We start from the raw sequence: 25,080 nt of genomic DNA, 5'->3' as shown, positions 1-25,080 counted from the left end.
CGATAGCCCGTCGCCACATCTTGCGAATCTTGCCGCAGGGTTGGCCCGAGATATAGTGACAGGCGACGGCCATGCGGATGACGGAGGTCGGGCAAGCATGACGGCACTGGCGATCGACGACGACTTCCGGACCACCTTCGTCCGCGACCCGGCCGCGCTTCGCCATTATCCCGCATTGGTCCTGAACGCCGACTACCGCCCGCTCTCCTACTACCCGCTCTCGCTCTGGCCCTGGCAGGAGGCGGTCAAGGCCGCCTTCCTCGACCGGGTGCAGATCGTCGCCACCTACGACGAATGCGTCCATTCGCCCACGACCACCATCCGAATCCCCTCGGTCGTGGTGCTCAAGGATTACGTCAAGCCGCAGAAGCAGGTGGCCTTCACCCGCTTCAACCTGTTCCTGCGGGACGAGTTCTGCTGCCAGTATTGCGGCACGCGGGGCGACCTCACCTTCGACCACGTGGTGCCCCGCTCCAAGGGCGGCGTCACGAGCTGGGAGAACGTCGTCGCCGCCTGCGCCTCCTGCAACCTCCGCAAGGGATCGCGCTCGCTCCGCCAATCGGGCATGAGCCTGCGCCGCCCGCCCCGCCGTCCAGGGTCGGAGGAGCTGCGGAACGTCGGCCGCAAGTTCCCGCCCAACTACCTGCACGACTCCTGGGCCGACTACCTGTACTGGGACGCCGAGCTGGAGGCGTGACGCCCTACTTGTTCGTGCGCCCCGTCTGCTCCGGGTCCACGCCACCCTGCGGCGTCGTGTCGTTCATCACGTCCCCTTCGAACGTGGTGTCCCCGTCCGCCAGATCCTCGTCGTCCGCCCCCGCCGTCCCGGCGCTGCTGCCGATGCCAGGGTTGCCCTTCAGGTCCGCGTCGCTGGGCTCGTGGGTCTTGGGATGCTTCGAGGCGCTCATCGCCCTCTCTCCTTGCCTTGTGCTGCCATTCCTGGGGGCAACGCCGGGACGCCCTTCCGGGTTCACCGCCCCGGCCGCGCTTGACATCCCGGCGACCCGGGCCGGACAAGGGCGGCGCCGGGGCCCCGCGCTGGACGCGGCCGCCCATCCGGGATAGAGCGAAGCCGTTAGCGCTAACGGTCCCGCAGAGGAGTATCGGAATGGTCTCGCGCGTCATCCCGGTCGAGCCCTTCGACCTCGTGATCTTCGGCGGCACGGGCGACCTCGCGCGGCGCAAGATCCTGCCGGGCCTGTTCCGCCGCTTCCTGGCCGGGCAGATGACCCCCGACTCGCGCATCATCGGCGCCGCCCGCGCCGATCTCGACGCCCAGGGCTACCGCGACATGATCCGCCAGGGCATCGCCGAATTCGGCGGACCCGAATCGACCGACGGCGACGGCCTCGCCCAGTTCCTCGCCCGGCTCGACTACGTGTCCATCGACGCCACCGGCGAGGCCGGCTGGCAGCAGCTCTCCGGCCTGATGCGCCCCGGCGTCATCCGCGCCTTCTACTTCTCGGTCGCGCCTGCGCTGTTCGGCGCGCTCGCGGAACGCCTGCACCAGCACGGCATCGCCGACCCCGACTCCCGCATCGTGGTCGAAAAGCCCTTCGGCCGCGACCTCGACTCGGCCCGTGCCCTGAACCACACGCTCGCCGAGCATTTCCGCGAGGGGCAGATCTACCGCATCGACCACTACCTCGGGAAGGAAACGGTCCAGAACCTGATGGCCGTCCGCTTCGGCAACATCCTGTTCGAGCCGCTCTGGAACCACCACTACGTCGATCACATCCAGATCACCGTCGCGGAAACCGTGGGCGTCGAGGGGCGCGGCGGCTACTACGACAAGTCCGGCGCCATGCGCGACATGGTGCAGAACCACCTGATGCAGCTCCTCTGCCTCATCGCCATGGAGCCCCCCTCGCTCTTCGAGGCCGGCGCCGTGCGCGACGAGAAGCTGAAGGTCATCCGCGCCCTCAAGCCCATCGCCGCCCATCACATCGTGCGCGGCCAGTACGATTCGAACGGCGACGGCCCCTCCTACCGCGAGGAGGCCGACAACCCCCGCAGCTTCACCGAGAGCTTCATCGCGCTCCGTGCCGAGATCGCCAACTGGCGCTGGGCCGGCGTCCCCTTCTACCTCCGCACCGGCAAGAAGCTCCGCGCGCGGCACAGCGAGATCGCGGTCGTCTTCAAGGACCTCCCCCATTCCATCTTCGAGGGCGACGAGAAGCGGCACCGCAACATCCTGTCGATCCGCCTCCAGCCGAACGAGGGGATCGACCTCCAGGTGACCATCAAGGAGCCCGGCCCCGGCGGGATGCGCCTCATCGACCGCCCGCTCGACATGACCTTCGCCACCGCGCTGGGCGAGGAGGCCGCCGAGGCCCCCGACGCCTACGAGCGGCTCATCATGGACGTGATCCGCGGCAACCAGACCCTGTTCATGCGCGGCGACGAGGTGGAGGCCGCCTGGGCCTGGACCGACCCGATCATCGCCGGCTGGGAGCGGCGCAACGATGTCCCCAAGCTCTACGACCCCGGCACCTCGGGCCCCGACGATTCGCTGATGCTCCTGCACCGCGAGGGCCGGCGCTGGCGCGAGATCAGGGGCTAGGCGCGGCTGGCGCGGGGCCTATGCTCCGCGCGGACTGAACAGGGACCGACCATGGAACTCGTCACCTACGCCGACTCCGAGATGATGATGATCGAGCTGGCCCAGCGCCTCGCCGGCGAATTGCGGCAGGCGCTCCAGTCCTCCGACCGGGCCTCGCTCGCCGTCCCCGGCGGCACCACGCCCGGCCCCATCTTCGATTCCCTCTGCGCCGCCGACCTCGACTGGCACCGCGTCTCGGTCCTGCTCACCGACGAGCGCTGGGTCCCCGAGGAATCCCCCCGCTCCAACACCCGCCTGCTGCGCCAGCGCCTCCTCACCGGCAAGGCGGCGAGCGCCCGCTACCTTCCACTCCACGCCCCCACCGAGACGCCCGAGGAGGGCATCCTCCCCCTGGCCGAGGCCATCGCCGAGGTCCTGCCCCTCACCGTCTGCCTCCTCGGCATGGGCGAGGACATGCACGTGGCCTCGATCTTCCCCGGCGCCGACCGGCTGGAGGAGGCCCTCACCGCCGAGACCATCCTCGTCCCGATGCGCGCGCCCGGCGCGCCCGAGCCGCGCGTCACCCTGTCGGCGGCGGTGCTGTCCCGCGCCATCTCCCGCCACCTCGTCATCGTCGGGCCCGCCAAGCGCGAGGCGCTCGACCGCGCGCGCTCCCTGCCGCCCGAGGAGGCCCCGGTCGCCGCCGTCCTCAAGGGCGCGGTGGTCCACTGGGCCGAAAGCTGACTCCCATGACAAGGACGCCGACCATGTGGAACGATCTCCGCGCCCATCACGAGGCCACCCGCGACCGCCCGATCCTGTCGCTCTTCGACGACCCCGCCCGCGCCGAGACCTTCTCCGCCCGCCTGGGGGACCTCCTGCTCGACTACAGCAAGACCAACCTCGACGCCGAAGGCCTGCGCCTCCTCCTCGCTCTCCTCGACAAAGCCCGCGTCGCCGAGAAGCGCGATGCCATGTTCGCGGGCGCGAAGATCAACGAGACCGAAGGCCGCGCCGTCCTCCACACCGCGCTCCGCAACCTCGACGGCGGCCCGGTGCTGGTGGACGGGCAGGACGTCATGCCCGGCGTCCTCGACACCCTGGCCCGCATGGAGGCCTTCGCCACCGCCATCCGCGAGGGACGGGAGGCAGGGCAGGGCGGTCCCTACACCGACGTCGTCAACATCGGCATCGGCGGCTCCGACCTCGGGCCGAAGATGGGGGCCATCGCGCTCGCCCCCTATGCCGACGGCCCCCGCACGCACTTCGTCTCCAACGTCGACCCCGCCGACATCGCCGACGTGCTGCGCGCCTGCGACCCCGCGACCACGCTGGTGATCGTCGCCTCCAAGACCTTCACCACCCAGGAGACCATGGCCAACGCCCAGACCGCCAAGGCCTGGATGAGCCAGACCGTGCGGGACCCCGCCGCCCAGTTCGCCGCCCTTTCCACCGCCGGCGACAGGACCGCCGCCTTCGGCATCTCGCCCGAACGCGTCTTCGGCTTCGAGGATTGGGTGGGCGGGCGCTACTCCATGTGGGGGCCCATCGGCCTGTCCCTGATGATCGCCATCGGCCCCGACGCCTTCCGCGCCGTCCTGCGCGGCGGCCAGGCCATGGACCTGCACTTCCGCAGCGCCGCGTGGCACGAGAACCTTCCCGCGCTCCTTGCCCTGGTCGGGATCTGGCACAACCAGGTCTGCGGCCACGCCACCCGCGCCGTCCTCCCCTACGACAACCGCCTGTCGCGCCTCCCCGCCTATCTCCAGCAACTGGAGATGGAGTCGAACGGCAAGCGCGTCGCCATGGACGGCACCCCCCTGACGGTGGACTCCGGTCCCGTGGTCTGGGGCGAGCCCGGCACCAACGGCCAGCACGCCTTCTACCAGCTCATCCACCAGGGCACCCGCGTCATCCCCTGCGAGTTCCTCCTCGCCGCCCGTGGCCACGAGGACGACCTCCACCACCAGCACCAGCTCCTCCTCGCCAACGGCCTCGCGCAGTCCGAGGCGCTGATGCGCGGCCGTTCCCTGGACGAGGCCCGCGCCCTCATGGCCGCCAAGGGCCTGACCGGCGCCGAGCTGGAGCGTCAGGCCAGCCACCGCGTCTTCCCCGGCAACCGCCCCTCCACGACGCTGGCCTACCCTGTCCTCGACCCCTTCACCCTCGGCCAGATCGTCGCCCTCTACGAGCACCGCGTCTTCGTCGAGGGCGCGATCCTCGGCCTCAACAGCTATGACCAGTGGGGCGTCGAACTGGGCAAGGAGCTGGCGAGCACCCTTGCCCCCATGGTCGCCGGCGAGCAAGGCACGGACGGCAAGGACGCCTCCACGGCCGGGCTGGTGAGCTTCCTCCGCGCCCACGGCGCCTAGACCCCACGTCGCGGGGGGGCTTTGCCCCCCACGCCTGCGGCGTTCCCCCCAGGATACTTGGAGCCAAAGAAGGGCCAGGCGCGGGCAAGGAGAAGCGCGCCGGTTCCTCCCTCGTAGGGCGGGGTTCCCCCGGCCACGGTCCCGCCCTGCGAGGGGGGAACCCCCGCCCGACGAATGGCCTGCCTTGGGTGCGCCAGCGGCCACCGTGGCCCCGTCCTCGTCGCCCCGGGGGCGTTGCGCGAACCGGGGGCTGAGCGTTCGTTGCTGTCGGACGGCGTTAACGCCTGGCTGGCATTCTCTCCCCCGCACGACCACACGCAAGCGGCCCCCGTCCGCACGGCCCGGCGCTCCCCAGGGGCGGAGACGCCGGCACCGACGGCGGGGGGCGGAAAGGAGAGACGAGAGACGAAGAGCGAGCCCGGCCCCGACAAGGCCGGGGGCAGACGCACGCGATGGGCCAGGAGCGGCCAGATACCCGGCCAGGGAGACCGAGGCGCCCTACGGGCGTTCTCCCTCGATGCCACTGAGACCCAGCCCGCCCAATGGCGGCCGGTGCTCCCGCTCGCGCGCGCCTGGTCCCCGCGAGCCTGGGAGTGAACCCGGAGGCTTCGCGGGGATTTAGTCTGTCCGAGACTCCCCCTCCTTCTTTGGCTCCAAATATCCCGGGGGGAGCGAAGCGGGGGGCAGAGCCCCCCTCGACGGTCCCGCTCAGACCGCCGCCGTGACGATGATCTCCACCAGATACTCCGGCGTCGCGAGCTTCGCCTCGCCCGTCCAGCGCGCCGGCGGGTTCGCGCGGTCCACCCACTCGTCCCAGACCGCGTTCATCTCTCCGAAGGTGCCGATGTCCACCAGCCAGATCTGCGTCGTCAGGATGCGCGCCTTGCTCGTGCCCGCCTCGGCCAGCAGCCGGTCCACCTCGGCCAGCACGCCGCGCGTCTGCTCGGTCACGCTCGCGCCCTTGGCGATCTGCCCGGCCAGATACACGATCCCGTTGTGGACCACGGCCTCGCTCATGCGCGGGCCGGGGCCGATGCGGCGGATCTCGGTCATGCGACTCTCCCTTGTCTTAAGTCAGCGCCCGCTTAGACCGGCGCGACGGCCGGCGCCAGACGGGAGCTTCGGAGCGGAGAAGGAGTGGAGCGGGTAACGGGAATCGAACCCGTAACTGAAGCTTGGGAAGCTTTCGTGATACCTTTTCACCATACCCGCGGTGATGCGCCCGGAGGTAACGATCCCTCCGGGCCTCGTCAAGCCGTCAGCGCCGCCGCCGCCGTCCCTCGCCGCCGCCGGCGTTGAACGACGGCTCCGGCAGCGTCACGACGCCCCGGAGGTTCGGGAAGGGGTCGCTCGCGTGCGGGATGGCGTTGGCCGCCACGAAATGCTCCTGGAAGCGCGGCTCGATGGCGGTCTCGACCTTGGTGATCCGGGAGACCAGCCCCTCCACCTCCCGCCGCGCCGCCACGGAACACAGCGCGATCCGCGCGCCCGTCCCGGCGGCGTTCCCGGCGCTGCGGACGTGATCCAGCGGCACGTCCGGGATCATCCCCAGCACCATCGCGTGCTTCGGGCTGATATGCGCCCCGAAGGCCCCCGCCAGAGTCACCCGGTCCACCTTGTCCAGGCCCATCTCGTCCATCAGCAGCCGCGCCCCGGCATAGAGAGCCGACTTGGCGAGCTGGATCGCCCGGATGTCGCCCTGCGTGACGCTGATGCGCGGCCCGCCCTGCGCCGTCCCGTCCCACAGCAGATAGCTGCTCGTCCGCCCCACAGGCTCGCAGCGCGCGGTCCCGGTCTGCTCCGCCGACCCGATCAGCCCGCCCGCGTCCAGCAGCCCCGCCATCCGCATCTCGGCCACCGCCTCGATGATCCCCGACCCACAGATGCCGGTGACGCCCGTGGCCCCGGTGGCCTCGGCGAAGCCCGGATCGTCCGACCAGAGGTCGCTGCCGATCACCTTGAAGCGCGGCTCCTTGGTCGCGGGGTCGATCTCGACCCGCTCGATCGCCCCCGGCGCGGCCCGCTGGCCCGAGCTGATCTGCGCCCCCTCGAACGCCGGCCCCGTCGGCGAGGAGCAGGCGAGCACCCGGCTCCGGTCCCCCAGCAGGATCTCCGCGTTGGTCCCCACGTCCACCGTCAGCACGAGGTCGTCGGACTGGTCCGGCCGCTCCGCCAGCGCGACCGCCGCCGCGTCCGCGCCCACGTGCCCGGCGATCAGCGGCAGGACATAGACCTGCGCCCCCTCGTTGACCTGCGACAGCCCCAGGTCCCGCGCCTCCAGCCCCACCGCCGAGGAAGTCGCCAGCGCGAAGGGCGCCTGGCCCAGCTCCACCGGATCGATCCCGAGCAGCAGGTGGTGCATCACCGGATTGCAGACGACCGTGATCTCCAGGATATCCCGCGCCCCGATCCCCGCCTCCTCGGCCAGCCCCTTCGCCAGCCCGTCGATGGCCGCCCGCACGGCGGAGGTCATCTCGCGGTCCCCGCCGGGGTTCATCATCGCATAGGAGACCCGGCTCATCAGGTCCTCGCCGAACCGGATCTGCGGGTTCATCGCCCCCGCGCTCGCCTTGACGGTCCCGTTCCGCAGGTCCGTCAGGTGCGCCGCGATGGTCGTGGAGCCAAGGTCGATCGCCAGCCCGTAGACCCGCCCTTCGTGGAACCCCGGCCACAGGTCCAGCACCTTCGCCGGCCCCGCGTCGCCCGTCCACAGCGCCACCGTCACCTGCCACCCGCCCTTCCGCAGCGCCCCTTGCAGCTTCGCCAGCACCGGCAGCGGCGCGGTCACGGCGCCCACGCCCCACTCCGCCCGCAGCGCCTCGGCCAGCCGCTCCAGGTCGCCCCTCGGCTCGTGCATGTCGGGCTCGGCCACCTGCACGAGCAGCAGCCGCGTCGCCGGGTCCATGACGATCTCGCGCGCGTCGGCCTCCTTGCGGACCACCTGCCGGTGCACCTGGCTCTCGGGCGGCACGTCGATCACCACGTCGCCCTCGACCCGCGCCTGGCACCCCAGCCGTCGCCCCGCCGTCAACCCCCGCACGCGGTCATAGCGTTCCTCGACCGCGTTCCAGGCCGACAGCGCGTCCGCCGTCACCGTCACCCCGTGCTTGGGGAACTCCCCGAACTGCGGCGTCACCTGGCACTTGGAGCAGATGCCCCGCCCCCCGCAGACCGAATCGAGGTCCACGCCCAACTGCCGCGCCGCCGTCAGCACCGGCGTTCCCACCGGGAATCGCCCGCGCTTGCCGGATGGCGTGAAGACCACGAGCGCGTCGGCGTCGGCATGGGGCAGGGGCGCGGTCTGGGTCACGGGGCAAGCTCCTTGGGAACGGCGGGACCGTCCTACGACGCGCGACGGCCCCGGCATGGCCCGCCAGCGGCGGCCCAGGGGCGGTTTGCGTCAGCCGCCGTTCCATGACAAGAGGCGCTGATTCCACGGCCAAAGGAGTCCGCCCCCATGCAAATCCGCGAAGCCCTCACCTTCGACGACGTGCTTCTGGTGCCGGCGGCCTCCTCGGTCCTGCCCTCGACCGCCGACACCCGCACCCGCGTCACGCGCGGCATCGCCATGAACATCCCGCTCCTGTCCTCGGCCATGGACACCGTGACCGAGGGCCGCATGGCCATCGCCATGGCGCAGGCGGGCGGCCTCGGCGTCATCCACCGCAACCTCGACGTGGAGGCCCAGGCCGCCGAGGTCCGCATGGTCAAGCGCTTCGTGTCCGGCATCGTGGACGCGCCGATCACGCTCCGCCCCGACCAGACCCTTGCCGACGCCAAGGCGCTCCAGGCCCGCCACGGCGTCACCGGCTTTCCCGTGGTGGACGACCGGGGCCGCGTCGTCGGCATCGTCACCAACCGCGACATGCGCTTCGCCCACGACGACCGCACGCCAGTCCACGTGATGATGACCGCCGACAACCTCGCCGTCCTGACCGAGCCCGCCGATCTCGACGCCGCCCGCTCGCTCATGAAGGCCCGCCGCATCGAGAAGCTCCTCATCACCGACGGCACCGGGGTGCTCACCGGCCTCCTGACCCTCAAGGACAGCGAGCAGGCGGTCCTGAACCCCATCGCCTGCAAGGACGCCCTCGGCCGCCTGCGCGTCGCCGCCGCCTCCACCGTGGGCGACGCGGGCTATGAACGCAGCCAGGCCCTCGTCGAGGCCGGCGTGGACATCGTCGTGATCGACACCGCCCATGGCCACAGCGAGGGCGTGGGCCAGGCCGTGAGCCGCCTCAAGGCCCTCTCGAACGAGGTGCAGGTCATCGCCGGCAACGTCGCCACCGCCGAGGGCACGCGCGCCCTCATCGACGCGGGCGCGGACGGCGTGAAGGTCGGGATCGGCCCCGGCTCCATCTGCACGACGCGCATGGTGGCGGGCGTGGGCGTCCCCCAGCTCACCGCCGTCATGGACGCCGCCTCGGCGGCCGGCGACGTGCCGGTGATCGCCGACGGCGGCATCAAGTATTCCGGCGACTTCGCCAAGGCCATCGCCGCCGGGGCCTCCTGCGCCATGGTCGGCAGCATGATCGCCGGCACCGACGAATCGCCCGGCGAGGTGATCCTCTACCAGGGCCGCTCCTTCAAATCCTACCGCGGCATGGGCTCGCTCGGCGCCATGGCGCGCGGCAGCGCCGACCGCTACTTCCAGAAGGACGCCGCCTCCGACAAGCTGGTCCCCGAGGGGATCGAGGGTCAGGTGCCCTACAAGGGCTCGGCCCATGCGGTGATCCACCAGCTCGTCGGCGGCCTGCGCGCCGCCATGGGCTACACCGGCTGCGCGACGGTCGAGGAGATGCGCCACAACTGCCAGTTCGTGAAGATCACGTCGGCGGGCCTGCGCGAATCCCACGTCCACGACGTGCAGATCACCCGCGAATCCCCCAACTACCGCGTCGGATGACGCCCGGAGCGCGCCTCGCCGCCGCCGCCCAGATCCTCGACGAGGTGCTGGCGGGCAGCCCCGCCGAGCGGACCCTGACGAACTGGGCACGGGGTGCGCGCTACGCCGGCAGCAAGGACCGCGCCGCCGTCCGCGATCTCGTCTACGACGCGCTCCGCCGCCGCCGCTCCCTCGCCTGGGTCGGCGGGGCCGGGACCGGGCGCGGCCTCCTCCTCGGTCTCCTGCGCCTCGCGGGGACCGACCCCGCCAGCCTCATGACCGGCGAGGGCCACGCCCTCCCGCCCCCCACGCCCGAGGAGACGGGCCGCGCCCTTTCCGACGCCCCCGAGGCCGTGCGCCTCGACCTCCCCGACTGGCTGCTCCCCCGCTTTCAGGCCGCGCTGGGCGACGGCCTTGAACCTGCCTGCGCCGCCCTCGCCGCCCGTGGCCCGGTGACGCTGCGCGCCAACCTCGCCCGGACCACCCGCGACGAGGCCCAGGCCCGCCTCCTCGCCGAGGGCATCGAGACCCACCCCGACCCCGAGGTGCCGACCGCCCTCCGCGTCACCGCCGGAGCGACCAGGGTCGCCCAGTCGCGCGCCTACGCCGAGGGGCTCGTCGAGCTTCAGGACGCCTCCTCCCAAGCCGCCGTCCTGCGCCTGCCGCTCCGCGACGGCGACCGCGTGCTCGACCATTGCGCGGGCGGCGGCGGCAAGACCCTCGCCATGGGCGCGCTGAAACGCCTGACGCTCGCCGCCCACGATGCCGACGCCCGCCGCATGGCCGACCTCCCCGCCCGCGCCGACCGCGCCGGGCTCAAGGTGGACCTTGCCGCCGATCCCGCTCGCGCCGCCCCCTACGATCTCGTGCTCGTGGACGCCCCCTGCTCGGGCAGCGGCACCTGGCGGCGCGGCCCCGACGCCAAGTGGCGCCTGAGCCCCGACGACCTCGACCGCCTTTGCGCCCTCCAGGACCGCATCCTCGACGAGGCCGCCCCCCTGGTCGCCCCGACCGGCCACCTCGCCTACGCCACCTGCTCGATCCTCCCCGAGGAAGGCGACGACCGCGTGGCCGCCTTCCTCGCCCGCCATCCCGGCTGGACCCCCGTCGACCGCTTCGTCGCCCGCCCCGACGACCGGGGCGACGGCTTCTTCCAGATCATCCTGCGGCGGGCCGGGCCCGGACGCTGATCCGTCCTCCGCCCAGGGCCGGCCCGCCCTGGTCCGGCGGCTCGCGAAATCCTCGGCCGCAGTTTCGCCGTTAATCGGGCGTTAGGACTGATCGGGTAGGATGAGGGCCTGGGAATCAGCGAACAGGGGGGCCAGGACGTGACACAGCTTGAGAACGCCGGCGCGCCGCGCCCGATGGCCGCGCAGGGGATGGTGCCGATGCTGGCCGACCGGCTCGGCCGGACGGCCCGGCGCTCCCCCGGCCTGCCGGTCCTCGTGGCCGCAGTGGCGATCCTCGGCCCCGCCACCCTCCTGCGACCGGGATGGCTGGGCGACTCGCTGGTCCTGACCTCGGCCCTCCTCTTCGGCGTCGCGATCCTGCGGTCGGCGCTCGCCCTGCGTCGCGCCGGGGCGACGCGCCTGCGACGGGAAGGGGCGGTCGCCGCCCTGCGCCGCGACCCGTCCGTCGCCCTCCTGGCCGACGGCGCGGGCGCCATCCTGGCGCGATCGGCCGGCGCGGCCGGGCAGGGCGTCGATGGCGCCTCCCTGGACGCGGCGCTGTCGCCCCGCCTCGCGGACGCTTCGGCCGCCGTCGCCCGCCTCCAGGCCCGCGCCGTGACGCTGGGCTCCGCCGAGGAGGAGGGGGGGAGCCGACGGATGCTCCGCCGCCTCCAGGCGGACCGGATCGACGGCGACACCCTCCTGTGGCGGCTCGACCAGCGGCGGGCCGGCGACCCGCCGGCGCTGCCCTGCCTCGACGTGGACGAGGGCGGGGTCGTCCTGTCCGCGAACGGGGCGTTCCACCGCGCCTTCGGCCTCCCGGCCCACCACCTCGACGAGCTCGCGGCCAAGCCTCCCCTGGTCCTCGGCCGGACCCAGGCCGTCCTCGCCCGCGTCCGGCCGATCGCCCGGCCGATCGAATGCCTCGTGGTCGAGATCTCGGACGAGGACGGGCAGCGCAGCGTGCTCTTCCTTCCCGCGCCCGCCCCGCGGGACGGCCTCGACGCCTGGGAGGCCGTCGAGGACCTGCCGGTGCCGCTCCTCAGGATCGCGCCGACCGGGGAGATCCTGGCCGCGAACCGTCCCGCCCGCCTCCTCCTCCCGATGGCCGCCGAGCCCGGCACCCGCATGTCCGAGGTGCTGGAGGGCATGGGCCGGCCGATGATCGAATGGATCTCCGACGTGGCCGAGGGCCGCCCGGCCTCGGGCCCGCAGGTGCTGCGCGGCACGGGCCCGCACCAGGACACCGTGGTCCGGCTGACCCTCAGCCCGGCCGGTCCCCCCGAGGACCGCCACCTGATCGGCGTGCTCGACGACGTGAGCGAGCTCAAGGCCCTGGAGGCCCAGTTCGCCCAGAGCCAGAAGATGCAGGCGCTGGGCCAGCTCGCCGGCGGCGTCGCTCACGACTTCAACAACCTGCTGACCGCCATCTCGGGCCATTGCGACCTCCTGCTGCTGCGGCACGACCAGGGCGACCCCGAATACGCCGACCTGACCCAGATCCGGCAGAACGTGAACCGCGCCGCGAGCCTCGTGGGACAGCTCCTCGCCTTCTCGCGCAAGCAGAGCATGATGCCCGAGACGATCGACCTGCCCGACGCGCTGGCGGACCTCACGCACCTCCTCGACCGCCTCGTGGGGGAGCGGGTGCGGCTGACCCTCGACCACGACCCGTCCCTGCTCTGCATCCGCGCCGACCGCCGGCAGCTCGAGCAGGTGGTGATGAACCTTGTCGTGAACGCCCGCGACGCCATGCCCGAGGGCGGCGAGATCCGCATCGCGACCGGCAACGTCACGCTCGACGCGCCCGAAGCCCACGGCCGCGCCACAATTCCGCCGGGGCGCTACGTGCAGGTCCGGGTGCTCGACCAGGGCGTCGGCATCCCGCCCGACCGCCTGCCCAAGATCTTCGAACCCTTCTACACCACCAAGCGCCCCGGCGAGGGGACGGGCCTGGGCCTTTCCACCGCCTACGGCATCGTCAAGCAGACCGGCGGCTACATCTTCGCCGACAGCACGGTCGGGCAGGGCACCACCTTCACGCTCTGGTTCCCGGCGCACGATCGGCCCGAGCCGCAGCCGGCCCCGCCGCCCGGGCAGAAGCCGCCCGCCTCCTCGGTCGCCGCGCGCATCCTGCTCGTGGAGGACGAGGCCCCGGTCCGCGCCTTCGCGGCGCGCGCCCTGCGGATGCGGGACCATGAGGTCGTGGAGGCCGACAGCGCCGAGGCCGCCCTGGCCCTCCTGCAGGATCCGGCGCTGGAGGTGGACCTCATCCTGAGCGACGTCGTCCTGCCCGACATGGACGGACCCACCTGGGTCCGGCAGGCGCTGCTGCAGCGCCCCGGGGTCAAGGTGATCTTCGCCTCCGGCTATGCCGAGGAGGCCTTCTCGGAGCAGAAGGGGCTGGTGACGGGCTCGGTCTTCCTTCCCAAGCCCTTCTCCTTGGTCGAACTCACCGGCACCGTGGAGCGGATCCTGGCATGAACCCGCACCGCCAAGGCGACGAGGTCGCGCGGCTCCAGGGTCCGGTCGGAGTCGGGCCACGCCCGACGGGATCGCGACGAAGTCGGCAGATATCAGGCGGGCGGACGGCCGCCTTGCAGGAGCCCCACAAGGTGCGAGGCCGATCCCGTCAGCGCGGCGTTGTCGTCCTCGACGACGCCGACGCCGAAGCCGTCCAGGAATTCCGAGAAGCGCCCCTTGTCGCGGAACGCCTCGCGGAAGCCGAAGCGGTCGAGATGGGGCGCGAAGGCCCGCGCCAGCCCGCCTACCAGCCAGATTCCCCCGAAGGGCAGCGTCGTCAGCGCGAGGTCGCCCGAGACCGCTCCCAGCATCCGCACGAAGACCCGCCCCGCCCGCGCGGCGCGGCCCTCCTCGCCCCGGGCCAGAGCCTCCATGATCTCGGCCGAGGTCGCGCGCGTCGCATCGCCTTCTTCCTGGCCGAGCCAATCGAAGACCTGCACGAGGCCGCGACCCGACAGCACCTCCTCGACCGAGGCGAAGCCATGCGCCGCGCCCACGAACCGGGCGAGCCGGAGGTCCTCCTCGGAGCGGACCGGCAGCGTCACGTGGCCCGCCTCGGCGGGCGGCACCAGCCGGCCCCCTGCGGCGTCGAAGACCTGGGCGATGTTGAAGCCGGTCCCGACGTTCACCACCAGCTTGGCCGCCTGCGGGCTCGCTGGGGGAAAGGGCATCACGGTCGTCGTGAGCGCCGGATCGACGAAGCCCAGGGCATGCCCCTGCGCCTGGAGATCGTTGAGGATCGCCGCCAGGTCCGCGCCCGTGGCCTCGGCCAGGGTCTCGCGGTCGAAGCTCCAGTCGAGGTTCGTGAGGGTGCCCCGCCCGTCCTTGACCGGGCCCGCCACCGCCACGCAGGCCGCTGCCACCTTTGCGTCGCCCGTCTCCTGCAGGAAACGACGCAGCGCGGCCTCCAGGCTCGGCTGCTCCTTGTTGGCGTAGCGGCGGATCGTCGCCGCGACCACCTCGCGCCCCCGGGCCAGCGCGACGCGCGTGTTCGTGCCTCCGACATCGGCCACGAGCGTCAGCGGTTCGGCGGAATGGGGCATGGGGCACCTCGCGGAAGGGATCGGGGCGGAACGGATCGGCCGCTCATAGGCCGCTTCGGGGCGCGGCATCAAGGTTCCGCGCGTATCCGGTCGGCCCATGGTCTGGACGCGCGGCGCGGGCTCTGCCATCACCGGCGGCGTCGTTCGAGCCAGGAGACCGCGATGCCGTCGTTCCCCGAGACCGGACCCGACTACCTGCCCGGAGTCGCGCCGCTGCCCCTCGACCCTGAATGGTGGCGCGGCGCTGTGATCTATCAGATCTACCCGCGCAGCTACCAGGACTCGGACGGCGACGGGATCGGCGACCTCGCGGGGATCGCCGAGCGGCTTCCGCACATCGCCCGGTTGGGCGCGGACGCCATCTGGATCAGCCCGTTCTTCACCTCGCCCATGAAGGACTTCGGCTACGACGTGTCGGACTACTGCGACGTGGACCCGATGTTCGGCACGCTGGCCGACTTCGACCGGGTCATCGCCGTGGCGCACGGGCTCGGCCTGCGGGTGATGATCGACCTCGTGCTGTCGCACACCTCGGACCGGCATCCCTGGTTCGTCGAGAGCCGCGCGTCGCGCGACAACCCACGCGCCGACTGGTACGTCTGGGCCGATCCCAGGCCGGACGGCACGCCCCCCAACAACTGGCTGTCCATCTTCGGCGGCTCGGCGTGGCAGTGGCATCCGGGACGCGAGCAGTATTACCTGCACAACTTCCTGACCTCGCAGCCCGACCTGAACCTCCACGAGCCGGCCGTGCAGGATGCCCTTCTCGACGTGGCGCGATTCTGGCTGCGACGCGGGGTGGACGGCTTCCGTCTCGACACCATCAACTTCTACTTCGCCGACAAGTACCTGCGCGACAATCCTTCGTTGCCGAAGGAGCTGCGGAACGACTCCATCGCGCCCGGCGTGAACCCTTACAATCACCAGCTCCACCTGTTCTCGAAGAACCAGCCCGAGAACCTCGCCTTTCTGCGCCACTTCCGGGCCGAGCTCGTGCCCTATGGCGCCGCTGCCGTGGGCGAGGTCGGAGACGCCCAGCGGGGGCTGGAGATCATGGCCGAATACACCTCGGGCGGGGACAAGGTGCAGATGTGCTACCCGTTCGAGCTGCTCCAGCCGACACGCGCCACGGCGGGGCTGATGGCGCAGGCCTTCGACCGGCTGGGCCGCGCGGCGCCGGACGCTTGGCCCTGCTGGTCTTATTCCAACCATGACACGGTGCGGCACGTCACGCGCTGGGGGCTGACGGACGCGGCGGCGCGGGCCTACACCACGCTCCTGATGTGCCTGCGCGGGTCGGTCTGCCTTTATCAGGGCGAGGAGCTGGGCCTGCCCGAGGCGGAGCTTGCGTTCGAGGACCTGCAGGACCCCTACGGCATCGCCTTCTGGCCCGAGTTCAAGGGTCGCGACGGCGCGCGCACCCCCATGGTGTGGGAAGCCTCGAACCAGGCAGGCGGCTTCACGACGGCCAAGCCCTGGCTGCCGGTGCCGGCCGGGCACCTGCCGCTGGCCGCTTCGGCGCAGGAGGGCGATGGCGGCTCCATGCTGGAGCACTACCGCCGCGCGCTGGCCTTCCGCCAGAGGCACCCGGCGCTGCGGATCGGGGCGCAGTCGCCCATGATGGCGGCCGGGGACATGATCGAGTTCCTGCGGATCGGCGGCGGCGAGCAGGTCTTCGTGGCTGCCAATCTTGGCGAGGGGACGATCCGGGCGGTGCTGCCCTTGGGCGACTGGCGCGTGGCGGGGCAGGGACTCGGGGTGGACGTGCCGGCGGGCGCGACCGAGGTCACGCTTGGGCCGTGGCAGGTCTGCCTGCTGGCCAAGGAAGGGTAGGGACGCAGGAGGCGTGCTCGCGTGCGCCACGCCGAGGACAAGGTCCGCGGTCCCTGCGAGTCGGCACCGTATCCCCAGGAGAAGCGCCGGATCACGGTCGAGGACCGGATCGCCGGTGCGTGCGGGCACGCAGCCTACAACGTGTCCTCCAGCACGCCGTCCGCGCTCATCTGCGCGTAGAGCAGGCCTTCGCGCAGGCCGCGGTCGGCGACCGACAGCCGGTCGGTCGGCCAGAGCCGCATGAGCGCCTGAAGGATCGCCGAGCCCGACATGATGAGCTCGTGCCGGTCCTTGCCGATGCGCGGGTCCATCCGACGCCCCTCGGGGCCGAGGGTCAGGTAGTCGCGGATCACCGCGTCGATCTGGTCCGAGGTCATCGTCAGGCCGTCCACCTTGGCGCGGTCGTAGCGCTTCAGGCCCAGGTGCGAGGCCGCGACGGTCGTGACCGTTCCCGAGGTGCCGATGATCTGGAACCCCTCGCGCGACTGCTGCACCGCCGAGGGCGCGAAAGCCGCGAGGTTCTCCTCGAAGTACCAGCTCATCAGGGCGAAGCGGGCGGCGTCGTCCTGCACGTCCTCGAACTGGTCCCGCAGCGTCGCCACGCCGAGCGGCACGCTGATCCAGTCCACCACCTTGGCCACCGGGAACGGCGCGGGGGCTTGCCGGAAGCCCGCGTGAAGCCGCATGATGGCGCGGGGCCGCTCCCGCTTGGGGACGGAGGTCAGGTCGATCCAGACGAGCTCGGTCGAGCCGCCGCCGATGTCCACCACCAGCAGTTGCTCGGACCGCGTGGAGACCAGCGGCGCGCAGGAGATCACGGCGAGCCGCGCCTCCTCCTCGGGCTGGATGATCTCCAGCGCCAGCCCGGTCTCCCGGCGGACCTGCTGGAGGAACAGCGCGCCGTTGCGCGCGCGACGGCAGGCCTCGGTCGCGACGAGGCGCATCCGGGTCACGTTGTGCCGCTGCAGCTTCTGCTTGCAGATGCGGATCGCGCCGATGGTCCGGGCCATGGCGGTGCGCGACAGGCGACCCGTCGCCTCCAGCCCCTGGCCGAGCTGGACCGACTTCGAGAAGCTGTCCACCACATGGAACCCGCTGCCCTTGGGCTGCGCGATCAGCATGCGGCACGAGTTGGTCCCGAGGTCCAGCGCCGCGTAGAGCGTCGCCGGGTCGGGGAGTTGTGGCGCGGGCTGCTCGACCGCGATCGGGAACGCGCCCGCGCTCTCGGGACGCCTGGGCGCCATTCGCGCGCCCTCCAATCTGAACTTGGATCGACACTAGCGACAGGACCGGCCCCCGCGCAAGCCTCGCGCGGTCGCTGGATGCTTGGGATATGTCGAAAACCGGCGTTGCCGGTGTCGCGGATTGGCCTACAAGGCCGGGGAGAGCGAGCCGAGGAGCCCCATGCCCGACGTCACCATCGTCTACTGGCGCGACATCCCGGCGCAGGTCATCGTTGGCCAGGGTCGGCGAGGCGCCAAGGTCCAGCTGTCCGAGCGCTTCGAGCAGGCCATCGACCGCGCCGCCATGAAGGCGGGCGCGCGGGACACCGATTCCTATCTCGCCGAGTGGCGCAAGGGCACGCCCTATGCCGTGGAGGGGGAGCAGGCCGAGGTCGCTCATGCCGAGGCCGCCCGGCTGGAGGCCGAATACGACGCCGCGCGCCTGAAGGCGCTGATCGACAACGACGGCCGGGCGTGATCGCCCCGCGTCTTCCGGAGGTCCTGATGTCGCTTCTTCCCTTCCTGCGCCGCAAGGCGGATGCGCCGGCCGCGAGCACGGACAGACCCAAGGACGGGGCCACGGCCCGGTTCCTGGGTGGCTGGTCCGTCGAGGTCATGCCCCGCACCGCCGAGAAGGTGGAGGACTTCCGCGCGATCCTGCCGCCGGGCACGCGGGTCTACGTGGCCCATATCGACGGGACCGAGATCGCCGACATGGTGGCGACGGCCAAGCGGATCGCCGGGCAGGGCTTCGACGTGATGCCGCACTTCCCGGCGCGCAGCATCCCCGACCGGGCGACGCTGGGCGACTGGATCGCCCGCTACAAGGGCGAGGCGGGCGTCACGCAGGGGCTGATCCTCGCCGGCGGGCGCAAGGACCCGGCGGGGGAGTTCCGGTCCTCCATGGAGCTGCTGGAGTCGGGGCTGTTCCAGGGCTTCGAGCGGCTGCACGTCGCCGGGCATCCGGAGGGGAACCGCGACATCGACGCCGACGGGTCCGACCGGCTGGTGATGGAGGCCCTGCGCTGGAAGCAAGCCTTCGCGGAGCGCACCGATGCGCGGGTCGCGCTGGCGACGCAGTTCTGCTTCGACGCCGGGCCGGTCATCGAGTGGGCGGAGCGGCTGGCCGCCGAGCGGATCGACCTGCCGGTGCATATCGGCATCGCGGGGCCCGCGAAGCTCCAGACCCTCATCAAGTTCGCCATCGCCTGCGGTGTCGGCCCCTCGCTGGGCGTCCTCCAGAAGCGGGCGATGGACGTGACCAAGCTCCTGCTGCCCTACGAGCCGGACGAGGTGGTGAACGCGCTGGCGGCGCACAAGGCCGCCCATCCCGGCTTCGGCATCGAGCAGGTGCATATCTTCCCGCTGGGTGGCATAACGGCCGCCGCCAACTGGGCCAACGCCCGCACCGGGCAGCAGCCCGCCCTTGCCGCGAACGGATAACGAATGACCCGCACCATCGTCGAATCGCAGACGAAAACCGCGATCATCGGCTTCGACCAGCCCTTCTGCGTGATCGGCGAGCGCATCAACCCCACGGGGCGCAAGAAGCTCGCGGCCGAGCTGGAGGCGGGCGACTTCTCCACCGTCGAGGCGGACGCCATCGCGCAGGTCGCGGCCGGGGCGACCGTGCTCGATATCAACGCGGGGGTGGTCTACAACTCCAACCCCAACCCGAACGAGACCGAGCCGCCGCTCATGCGCCGGATCATCGAGCTGGTGCAGGGGCTGGTGGACGTGCCGCTCTGCATCGACTCCTCGGTGCCCGCCGCCCTGGAGGCCGGGTTGCAGGTCTGCAAGGGGCGGCCGCTGCTCAACAGCGTGACGGGCGAGGAGGAGCGGCTGGAGTTCGTCCTGCCGCTGGTGAAGAAATACAACGTGCCGGTGGTCGCCATCTCGAACGACGACACGGGGATCAGCGAGGACCCGGACGTGCGCTTCGCGGTGGCGAAGAAGATCGTGGAGCGGGCGGCCGACTTTGGCATCCCGGCGCATGACATCGTGGTCGATCCGCTGGTGATGCCGGTGGGCGCGATGGGGACCGCCGGATTGCAGGTCTTCACCCTCGTCCGCCGCCTGCGCGAGGAGCTGGGGGTGAACACCACCTGCGGGGCGTCCAACATCAGCTTCGGGCTGCCGAACCGGCACGGGATCAACAACGCCTTCCTGCCCATGGCGATCGGCGCGGGGATGACCAGCGCCATCATGAACCCGGTCGCCCTGCCGGTGACGCAGAAGGCCATCGCCGAGAAGCGGGCCGAGGTCGCTGCGGCGGGGATCGTCCTGCCCGAGGGCCTGGACGACGAAACCTTCGTGCAGATGTTCGGGCTGGGGAGCACGAAGGCCCGCCCCGGCAAGGAGATGGAGGCGATCCGCGCCGCCAACTTCCTGATGAACCAGGACCCCTCGGGCGGGGAGTGGATCCGCTTCAACCGCGCCCCGCAGGCGGAGGGCGAGGGTCGCCAGCGCCGCGCGGGCGGACGCCGCCGCGCCTGACGGACGCGCGCCGATCCGGGCTCCGGCGCGAGGCGACGGAGTCCGGGCGGGGGGCGTGGCGGTGGCGCGGGCGGTGCGAATCAAGTGGGTCTCCTTTCTCCAGGTCATGCGAGGATCATGCCTGTGAAGGGTTAACGGCTTCCGACCGCAACGAACGGTCAGGGGCCGGTTCGCGCAACGCCCGTTTTCGGTGATTCGGGGCGGGTCGCCCACATGGGCCGCCGGGACGATCCGGCGTCGGGATGGGGCGGGCCGGGGACTGAACCGTGGACTGGGCCGGGGACTGGGCCGGGGGCGGGTTCCCTTTCCGTGCCCGGCGGCCCATATGTGGCCCTCGGACAAGGGGCGCGCGCGATGGGCAAGACACCGGCGAAGGGAACATCGGGGGCCAAGGGCTCCTCGGGGCGCGGGCAGCGCGACCTGACGGTGCGGGTCAAGACCGCCAAGGGGCGCAAGCTGTCGTCCAAGCTCTGGCTGGAGCGGCAGTTGAACGACCCTTACGTGAAGCGCGCCAAGGCCGAGGGCTTTCGCGGGCGCGCGGCCTTCAAGCTGATCGAGCTGGACGACAGGTTCCATTTCCTGAAGCCCGGGGCGCGGGTCGTGGACCTCGGGTCCGCGCCCGGCGGCTGGGCGCAGGTGGCGGTGCCGCGCGTGAACGCGCTGGGCGAGAGGGCCGGCAAGCCGGTGGGGCGCGTGCTGGGGCTCGATCTCCAGGAGGTGGATCCGGTGCCGGGGGCCGAGATCCACGTGCTCGACTTCCTGGCGGACGACGCGGACAGGACGGTGAAGGACTGGCTCGGCGGGCCGGCCGACGTGGTGATGTCGGACATGGCGGCGGCCAGCTCGGGGCACAAGCAGACGGACCACCTGCGGATCATCGCGCTGTGCGAGGCGGCGGCGGAGCTGGCCTTCGACGTGCTGGCGCCGGGCGGAACCTTCGTGGCGAAGGTGCTGGCCGGAGGCGCGGAGGGCGAGTTGCAGAAGCGGCTGAAGCAGGCGTTCGAGAAGGTGGAGAACGTGAAGCCGCCGGCGTCGCGGTCGGATTCGTCCGAGAAGTTCGTGGTGGCGATGGGGTTCCGGGGGCGGCCCGCCGATGGGGTGCCCGACGGGGGGCCCGACGGGGAGGCCGACGGGGAGGCCGACGGGGAGGCCGGCGGGGAGGCCGGCGGCGTCTGACGCCGCCTTGGCTGTTGCCCCACGGCTTGCGCGGCGCGACACTCCCGCCCGGACAGGGAGGGACTCAGCGATGTCGATCCACGAGGGCACGCCGCGCGACTACCACGAGCGGGTCGGGCCGGGCGAGGCGCTGCGCCGCGCCTTCGCCAACTACGCCACCTTCCGGGGGCGGGCGAACCGGGGCGAATACTGGTGGTTCATGGTGGCGAACGTCCTCGTCTCGGTCGGACTCGGGCTCGTGGACCTCGGGCTGTTCGGGGCGGACCGGACGGTGCTGAGCGGGCTCTGGTCGCTCGCGGTGATCCTGCCGTCGCTGGCCGTGGGCGCGCGCCGGCTCCACGACACCGACAGGTCGGGCTGGTGGCTGCTGATCGGGCTGGTGCCGGTCGTGGGCGTGATCGTGCTCATCGTGCTGTTCGCGCTGCGGGGCGACAGCCGGCCCAACCGCTTCGGCTGAGGCCCCCGGGCGGCGGGCCGGGCGACGGGCCGGGCGACGGGCCGGTTGGCGGGCGCGGCGGGGCGTGGTAGCGGGGGCGCTCCCCCCGGACTGGACGGTGCCATGATCCCCGAGCTTCTCATCCTCGACTGCGACGGCGTGCTGATCGACAGCGAGGTGATCTCGGCGAAGGTGCTGGTCGAGGTGGCGGCGGAGGCCGGGGTCGCCTTCGACGCGGCCCATGTGCGGGACAACTTCCTCGGGCGGAGCTTTCCGACCGTGCTGAAGGGGATCGAGGCCGAGGCGGGGCGCCCGATGCCCGAGGGCTTCGAGGCGGCCTATCGCGGGCGGCTGCTGGAGCGGTTCGAGCGGGAGCTGCGGCCGATGCCGGGGATCATGGGCCTGCTGGACCGGCTGGCCGTGCCGGCCTGCGTGGCCACCTCGTCCTCGCCGGCGCGGGCGGCGCGGAGCCTTGCCATCGCGGGGCTCGATGGCCGGCTGCCGCGCGTGTTCACGGCGTCGATGGTGGCGCGCGGCAAGCCCGCGCCGGACCTGTTCCTGCTGGCGGCGCGGGAGATGGGGGTGGCGCCCGGGCGCTGCCTCGTGGTGGAGGACAGCCGGCCCGGCGTGATCGCGGCGCGGGCGGCGGGAATGGCGGTGGCGCTGTTCGCGGGGGGGAGCCATTACGCGGGCTTGGACGAGGGGGCGCTGCGGCGGCTGTTTGACAGCGAGCCCCTGCCGCCGCCATTCTGGCGCTGGGAGGACCTCGCTGCGGCCTTCCCGATCCTGCTTCCGTCCCCTTGCGAGACGCGACCGTGACCACGCAGCGCTTCAACGCCCCGCCCGCCCGACTGGACGACGCCGCCCGTGCGGGGTGGCTCTACTACGTCGCCGGCAACACGCAGGACGAGATCGCGCAGAAGCTGGGCGTGTCGCGGCAGACGGCGCAGCGGCTGGTCGCCATGGCGGTGTCGGAGCGGCTGGTGAAGGTGCGGCTCGACCATCCGATCGGGCGCTGCATGGACCTGGGCGCGGCGCTGGCGGAGCGGTTCGGGCTGCGGCTCGCCGAGGTGGCGCCGTCGGACCCGGACGCGCCGGAGCTGCTGGCGGGCGTGGCGGGGGCGGCGGCGGGGCTGCTGGAGAAGGTGCTGCGGAGCCCCGAGCCCAAGGTGATCGCGCTGGGGACGGGGCGGGCGCTGAAGGCGACCGTCGAGGCGCTGACGCGGATGGACTGCCCGCAGCACCGCATCGTGTCGCTGCTGGGCAATATGATGGCGGACGGTCGGGCCACGCCCTACAACGCCGTGATCCGCATGGCCGACCGCGTGGGCGCGCCGCATTATCCCTTCCCGCTGCCGGTGCTGGCGCGGGATTCGGCCGAGCTGGAGGTGCTGCGGCGGCAGGAGCCGGTGCGGCACACGCTGGCGCTCTGCGCCCGGGCCGACCTGACGCTGGTGGGCGTGGGCCAGATGGGGCCGGGCGCCCCGCTGCTGATGGACGGGTTCCTGTCGCCCGAGGAGATGGCCGGGCTGCTGGCCGCGGGGGCCACGGGCGAGATCACCTCGTGGATCTACGACGCGGCGGGGCGGGTGATCGACTGCCCGTTCAACCGGCGCGTCGCCTCGGCGCCGCTGCCCCGCGCGGCCGAGCGGATGGTGGTCGCGGTGGCGCTGGGCGAGGGCAAGGTCGCGGCGATCCGCGCGGCGCTGACCGGCGGGCTGGTGAGCGGGCTCGTGACCAACGAGGCCACCGCCGAGCGGCTGCTCGATCCGTCCCCGGGCCGTTAGCGCCATCGCCGCGATGCGGCGTGGAAGCCGTCTTGACAGGTGCGTGAGCGGTGTAGAGTATTTGCCCACGACCTAAGCAAATGCCCGAATGGGCAAAGGGAGGCTTCATGACATTCTCGACCCGCGCCCTTCTGGGGGCGACGGCGCTTTGCGGCTTGGGCTATGCCGCCGCGGCGCAGGAGACCACCACGATCACCATCGCCACCGTGAACAACGGCGACATGGTGCGGATGCAGGGCCTGACCGACGCCTTCAACGAGGCGCATCCCGACATCGAGCTGGAATGGGTGACCCTGGAGGAGAACACCCTTCGCCAGAACGTCACGACGGACATCGCCACCAACGGCGGGCAATACGACGTCATCACCATCGGCACCTACGAGGTCCCGATCTGGGGCAACCAGGGCTGGCTCGCGCCGCTGGACGACCTGCCGGCGGAATACGACGTGGACGACCTGCTGCCGCCGATCCGGGCGGGCCTGTCGGTGGACGGCACGCTCTATGCCGCGCCGTTCTATGGCGAATCGTCCTTCGTGATGTATCGCCGCGATCTCGCCGAGGCGGCGGGCATCGCCATCCCCGACCAGCCGACCTGGGAGGACATCAAGGCGGCCGCCGCCGCGATGAACAACCCCGAGACGGGCGTCCACGGCATCTGCCTGCGCGGCAAGGCCGGCTGGGGCGAGAACATGGCCTTCCTGACCACCATGGCGAACAGCTATGGCGCGCGCTGGTTCGACGAGAACTGGCAGCCGCAGCTCGACAGCCGGGAATGGAAGGCGGCGATCACCGACTATCTGGAGCTGATGACCAGCTACGGCCCGCCCGGCGCGTCGTCGAACGGCTTCAACGAGAACCTGACGCTGTTCCAGCAGGGCCGTTGCGGGATGTGGATCGACGCCACCGTGGCGGGGTCCTTCGTGACCGACCCGAACAACTCCACGGTCGCCGAGCAGGTGGGCTTCGCGCTCGCGCCCGACGCGGGGCAGGGCAAGCGGGCCAACTGGCTCTGGGCCTGGTCGCTGGCGGTGCCGGCGTCGTCGGACGCCCCCGAGGCCGCCAAGACCTTCATCGCCTGGGCGACCTCGAAGGAGTACGCGAACCTCGTGGCCGAGACCGAGGGCTGGGCGAACGTGCCGCCGGGCACCCGCACGTCGCTGTATGAGAACGCCGACTACCTCGCGGCGGCGCCCTTCGCGCAGATGACCATCGACTCCATCAACGCGGCGGACCCGAACAGCCCGACCGTGCAGCCCGTCCCCTACACGGGCGTGCAATTCGTCGCGATCCCCGAGTTCCAGGGTCTCGGCACCACCGTCGGCCAGGAGTTCTCGGCGGCGCTGGCGGGCCAGAAGACCGTGGACGAGGCGCTGGCCTCCGCGCAGGAGATCGCCACGCAGACCATGACCGAGGCCGGCTACATCCAGCAGTAAGGCCGACCTCGTTGCGCCGGTCCCCCCGAGGGGATCGGCGCGGCCCCGACCCGGGCCCCGTCGCGGGGGCCGGGTCCCGTCCGGTGCCGCACGACGGGCCGCCGTCCCCCCGCCATCGCCCCCAGTTCCGTCCCGTCCCGCCGTCGCCCGAGGTGCAGCGCC

Annotated in this window: 21 protein-coding genes and 1 tRNA gene; 16 read left to right on the top strand and 6 right to left on the bottom strand. The window is 72.0% G+C overall.

Annotated elements, in window-relative coordinates; translation table 11 throughout:
- Positions 1 to 112 precede the first annotated feature (112 nt).
- A complete protein-coding gene (locus tag J2Z33_RS01500) occupies positions 113 to 697 on the top strand; it encodes an HNH endonuclease (RefSeq protein ID WP_209837491.1) in 585 nt (194 codons plus the stop codon).
- A 4-nt stretch (positions 698 to 701) separates the two neighbouring features.
- Here J2Z33_RS01500 and J2Z33_RS01495 read toward each other — a convergent pair whose 3' ends face one another.
- Positions 702 to 908: a hypothetical protein gene (locus J2Z33_RS01495; protein WP_209837142.1), complete on the bottom strand. Its 207-nt coding sequence runs from the start codon at positions 906 to 908 to the stop codon at positions 702 to 704.
- A 200-nt stretch (positions 909 to 1,108) separates the two neighbouring features.
- Between J2Z33_RS01495 and zwf the strand changes: the two genes are divergently transcribed.
- The 3 genes from zwf to pgi are packed head-to-tail and all read left to right on the top strand — an operon-like array spanning position 1,109 to position 4,914.
- Positions 1,109 to 2,563: a glucose-6-phosphate dehydrogenase gene (gene zwf, locus J2Z33_RS01490; protein ID WP_209837140.1), complete on the top strand. Its 1,455-nt coding sequence runs from the start codon at positions 1,109 to 1,111 to the stop codon at positions 2,561 to 2,563.
- Positions 2,564 to 2,614: 51 nt separating this feature from the next.
- The gene (pgl, locus tag J2Z33_RS01485) at positions 2,615 to 3,286 is read left to right on the top strand and encodes a 6-phosphogluconolactonase (RefSeq protein ID WP_209837138.1); all 672 of its coding nucleotides are present in this window, start codon (positions 2,615 to 2,617) and stop codon (positions 3,284 to 3,286) included.
- A gap of 23 nt (positions 3,287 to 3,309) precedes the next feature.
- Complete coding sequence (gene pgi, locus J2Z33_RS01480; RefSeq protein WP_209837136.1) at positions 3,310 to 4,914, top strand: glucose-6-phosphate isomerase; 1,605 nt, start codon at positions 3,310 to 3,312, stop codon at positions 4,912 to 4,914.
- 708 nt (positions 4,915 to 5,622) lie between these two features.
- On the opposite strand, the gene J2Z33_RS01475 is transcribed toward pgi, so the two are convergent.
- From J2Z33_RS01475 to J2Z33_RS01465, 3 genes are all read right to left on the bottom strand, one after another.
- A complete protein-coding gene (locus tag J2Z33_RS01475) occupies positions 5,623 to 5,967 on the bottom strand; it encodes a RidA family protein (protein ID WP_209837134.1) in 345 nt (114 codons plus the stop codon).
- 85 nt (positions 5,968 to 6,052) lie between these two features.
- A tRNA-Gly gene (locus J2Z33_RS01470) sits at positions 6,053 to 6,126 on the bottom strand.
- 46 nt (positions 6,127 to 6,172) lie between these two features.
- Positions 6,173 to 8,224 (bottom strand): ASKHA domain-containing protein, encoded by a 2,052-nt coding sequence (locus tag J2Z33_RS01465; RefSeq protein ID WP_342454102.1) that lies wholly within the window; start codon positions 8,222 to 8,224, stop codon positions 6,173 to 6,175.
- A gap of 147 nt (positions 8,225 to 8,371) precedes the next feature.
- On the opposite strand from J2Z33_RS01465, the gene guaB reads away from it, so the two are divergent.
- The 3 genes from guaB to J2Z33_RS01450 all read left to right on the top strand — a co-directional run bounded on the left by guaB (position 8,372) and on the right by J2Z33_RS01450 (position 13,452).
- Positions 8,372 to 9,820, top strand: coding sequence for an IMP dehydrogenase (gene guaB, locus J2Z33_RS01460; RefSeq protein ID WP_209837130.1), 1,449 nt, complete (start codon positions 8,372 to 8,374; stop codon positions 9,818 to 9,820).
- Complete coding sequence (locus J2Z33_RS01455) at positions 9,817 to 10,989, top strand: RsmB/NOP family class I SAM-dependent RNA methyltransferase (protein ID WP_209837127.1); 1,173 nt, start codon at positions 9,817 to 9,819, stop codon at positions 10,987 to 10,989. The genes guaB and J2Z33_RS01455 overlap by 4 nt, the downstream gene beginning before the upstream one ends.
- A gap of 138 nt (positions 10,990 to 11,127) precedes the next feature.
- Positions 11,128 to 13,452, top strand: coding sequence for an ATP-binding protein (locus J2Z33_RS01450; RefSeq protein ID WP_342454101.1), 2,325 nt, complete (start codon positions 11,128 to 11,130; stop codon positions 13,450 to 13,452).
- Between the two features lie 92 nt (positions 13,453 to 13,544).
- Here the strand turns inward: J2Z33_RS01450 and J2Z33_RS01445 are convergent, their stop codons facing one another.
- Positions 13,545 to 14,534: a glucokinase gene (locus J2Z33_RS01445; protein ID WP_209837125.1), complete on the bottom strand. Its 990-nt coding sequence runs from the start codon at positions 14,532 to 14,534 to the stop codon at positions 13,545 to 13,547.
- Positions 14,535 to 14,696: 162 nt separating this feature from the next.
- On the opposite strand from J2Z33_RS01445, the gene J2Z33_RS01440 reads away from it, so the two are divergent.
- Positions 14,697 to 16,367 carry an alpha-amylase family glycosyl hydrolase gene (locus J2Z33_RS01440; protein ID WP_209837123.1) on the top strand — a complete coding sequence of 557 codons (1,671 nt, stop codon included), beginning with the start codon at positions 14,697 to 14,699 and terminating at the stop codon, positions 16,365 to 16,367.
- Positions 16,368 to 16,501: 134 nt separating this feature from the next.
- On the opposite strand, the gene J2Z33_RS01435 is transcribed toward J2Z33_RS01440, so the two are convergent.
- Positions 16,502 to 17,611 (bottom strand): Ppx/GppA phosphatase family protein, encoded by a 1,110-nt coding sequence (locus J2Z33_RS01435; protein WP_209837122.1) that lies wholly within the window; start codon positions 17,609 to 17,611, stop codon positions 16,502 to 16,504.
- 160 nt (positions 17,612 to 17,771) lie between these two features.
- On the opposite strand from J2Z33_RS01435, the gene J2Z33_RS01430 reads away from it, so the two are divergent.
- From J2Z33_RS01430 to J2Z33_RS01395, 8 genes are all read left to right on the top strand, one after another.
- Positions 17,772 to 18,068 carry a virulence factor gene (locus J2Z33_RS01430; RefSeq protein WP_209837120.1) on the top strand — a complete coding sequence of 99 codons (297 nt, stop codon included), beginning with the start codon at positions 17,772 to 17,774 and terminating at the stop codon, positions 18,066 to 18,068.
- 26 nt (positions 18,069 to 18,094) lie between these two features.
- Complete coding sequence (locus tag J2Z33_RS01425) at positions 18,095 to 19,033, top strand: methylenetetrahydrofolate reductase (protein WP_209837118.1); 939 nt, start codon at positions 18,095 to 18,097, stop codon at positions 19,031 to 19,033.
- A 3-nt stretch (positions 19,034 to 19,036) separates the two neighbouring features.
- Positions 19,037 to 20,086, top strand: a complete 1,050-nt coding sequence (locus J2Z33_RS01420; protein WP_209837116.1) for a methyltetrahydrofolate cobalamin methyltransferase — start codon at positions 19,037 to 19,039, stop codon at positions 20,084 to 20,086.
- A gap of 354 nt (positions 20,087 to 20,440) precedes the next feature.
- Entirely contained in the window at positions 20,441 to 21,262 is an 822-nt protein-coding gene (locus J2Z33_RS01415) for an RlmE family RNA methyltransferase (RefSeq protein ID WP_209837114.1), read from the top strand.
- Between the two features lie 70 nt (positions 21,263 to 21,332).
- Complete coding sequence (locus J2Z33_RS01410) at positions 21,333 to 21,719, top strand: DUF805 domain-containing protein (protein ID WP_209837112.1); 387 nt, start codon at positions 21,333 to 21,335, stop codon at positions 21,717 to 21,719.
- 102 nt (positions 21,720 to 21,821) lie between these two features.
- Positions 21,822 to 22,517: an HAD family hydrolase gene (locus J2Z33_RS01405; protein WP_209837110.1), complete on the top strand. Its 696-nt coding sequence runs from the start codon at positions 21,822 to 21,824 to the stop codon at positions 22,515 to 22,517.
- The gene (locus J2Z33_RS01400; protein WP_209837108.1) at positions 22,514 to 23,485 is read left to right on the top strand and encodes a sugar-binding transcriptional regulator; all 972 of its coding nucleotides are present in this window, start codon (positions 22,514 to 22,516) and stop codon (positions 23,483 to 23,485) included. The genes J2Z33_RS01405 and J2Z33_RS01400 overlap by 4 nt, the downstream gene beginning before the upstream one ends.
- A gap of 107 nt (positions 23,486 to 23,592) precedes the next feature.
- The gene (locus tag J2Z33_RS01395) at positions 23,593 to 24,918 is read left to right on the top strand and encodes an ABC transporter substrate-binding protein (protein WP_209837106.1); all 1,326 of its coding nucleotides are present in this window, start codon (positions 23,593 to 23,595) and stop codon (positions 24,916 to 24,918) included.
- The last annotated feature ends 162 nt before the right edge of the window (positions 24,919 to 25,080 follow it).

This window comes from Rubellimicrobium aerolatum (assembly GCF_017872975.1).
GTDB lineage: Bacteria > Pseudomonadota > Alphaproteobacteria > Rhodobacterales > Rhodobacteraceae > Rubellimicrobium > Rubellimicrobium aerolatum.
The sequence above is the reverse complement of the archived record's forward strand: the minus strand, read 5'-3'. Positions and strand labels throughout refer to the sequence as shown.

What these genes read in the sequence shown, in the direction of transcription:
- J2Z33_RS01495 (WP_209837142.1), bottom strand. Translation starts at nt 908, where the DNA reads ATGAGCGCCTCGAAGCATCCCAAGACCCACGAGCCCAGCGACGCGGAC.
- zwf (WP_209837140.1), top strand. Translation starts at nt 1,109, where the DNA reads ATGGTCTCGCGCGTCATCCCGGTCGAGCCCTTCGACCTCGTGATCTTC.
- pgl (WP_209837138.1), top strand. Translation starts at nt 2,615, where the DNA reads ATGGAACTCGTCACCTACGCCGACTCCGAGATGATGATGATCGAGCTG.
- pgi (WP_209837136.1), top strand. Translation starts at nt 3,310, where the DNA reads ATGTGGAACGATCTCCGCGCCCATCACGAGGCCACCCGCGACCGCCCG.
- J2Z33_RS01475 (WP_209837134.1), bottom strand. Translation starts at nt 5,967, where the DNA reads ATGACCGAGATCCGCCGCATCGGCCCCGGCCCGCGCATGAGCGAGGCC.
- guaB (WP_209837130.1), top strand. Translation starts at nt 8,372, where the DNA reads ATGCAAATCCGCGAAGCCCTCACCTTCGACGACGTGCTTCTGGTGCCG.
- J2Z33_RS01455 (WP_209837127.1), top strand. Translation starts at nt 9,817, where the DNA reads ATGACGCCCGGAGCGCGCCTCGCCGCCGCCGCCCAGATCCTCGACGAG.
- J2Z33_RS01445 (WP_209837125.1), bottom strand. Translation starts at nt 14,534, where the DNA reads ATGCCCCATTCCGCCGAACCGCTGACGCTCGTGGCCGATGTCGGAGGC.
- J2Z33_RS01440 (WP_209837123.1), top strand. Translation starts at nt 14,697, where the DNA reads ATGCCGTCGTTCCCCGAGACCGGACCCGACTACCTGCCCGGAGTCGCG.
- J2Z33_RS01435 (WP_209837122.1), bottom strand. Translation starts at nt 17,611, where the DNA reads ATGGCGCCCAGGCGTCCCGAGAGCGCGGGCGCGTTCCCGATCGCGGTC.
- J2Z33_RS01430 (WP_209837120.1), top strand. Translation starts at nt 17,772, where the DNA reads ATGCCCGACGTCACCATCGTCTACTGGCGCGACATCCCGGCGCAGGTC.
- J2Z33_RS01425 (WP_209837118.1), top strand. Translation starts at nt 18,095, where the DNA reads ATGTCGCTTCTTCCCTTCCTGCGCCGCAAGGCGGATGCGCCGGCCGCG.
- J2Z33_RS01420 (WP_209837116.1), top strand. Translation starts at nt 19,037, where the DNA reads ATGACCCGCACCATCGTCGAATCGCAGACGAAAACCGCGATCATCGGC.
- J2Z33_RS01415 (WP_209837114.1), top strand. Translation starts at nt 20,441, where the DNA reads ATGGGCAAGACACCGGCGAAGGGAACATCGGGGGCCAAGGGCTCCTCG.
- J2Z33_RS01410 (WP_209837112.1), top strand. Translation starts at nt 21,333, where the DNA reads ATGTCGATCCACGAGGGCACGCCGCGCGACTACCACGAGCGGGTCGGG.
- J2Z33_RS01405 (WP_209837110.1), top strand. Translation starts at nt 21,822, where the DNA reads ATGATCCCCGAGCTTCTCATCCTCGACTGCGACGGCGTGCTGATCGAC.
- J2Z33_RS01395 (WP_209837106.1), top strand. Translation starts at nt 23,593, where the DNA reads ATGACATTCTCGACCCGCGCCCTTCTGGGGGCGACGGCGCTTTGCGGC.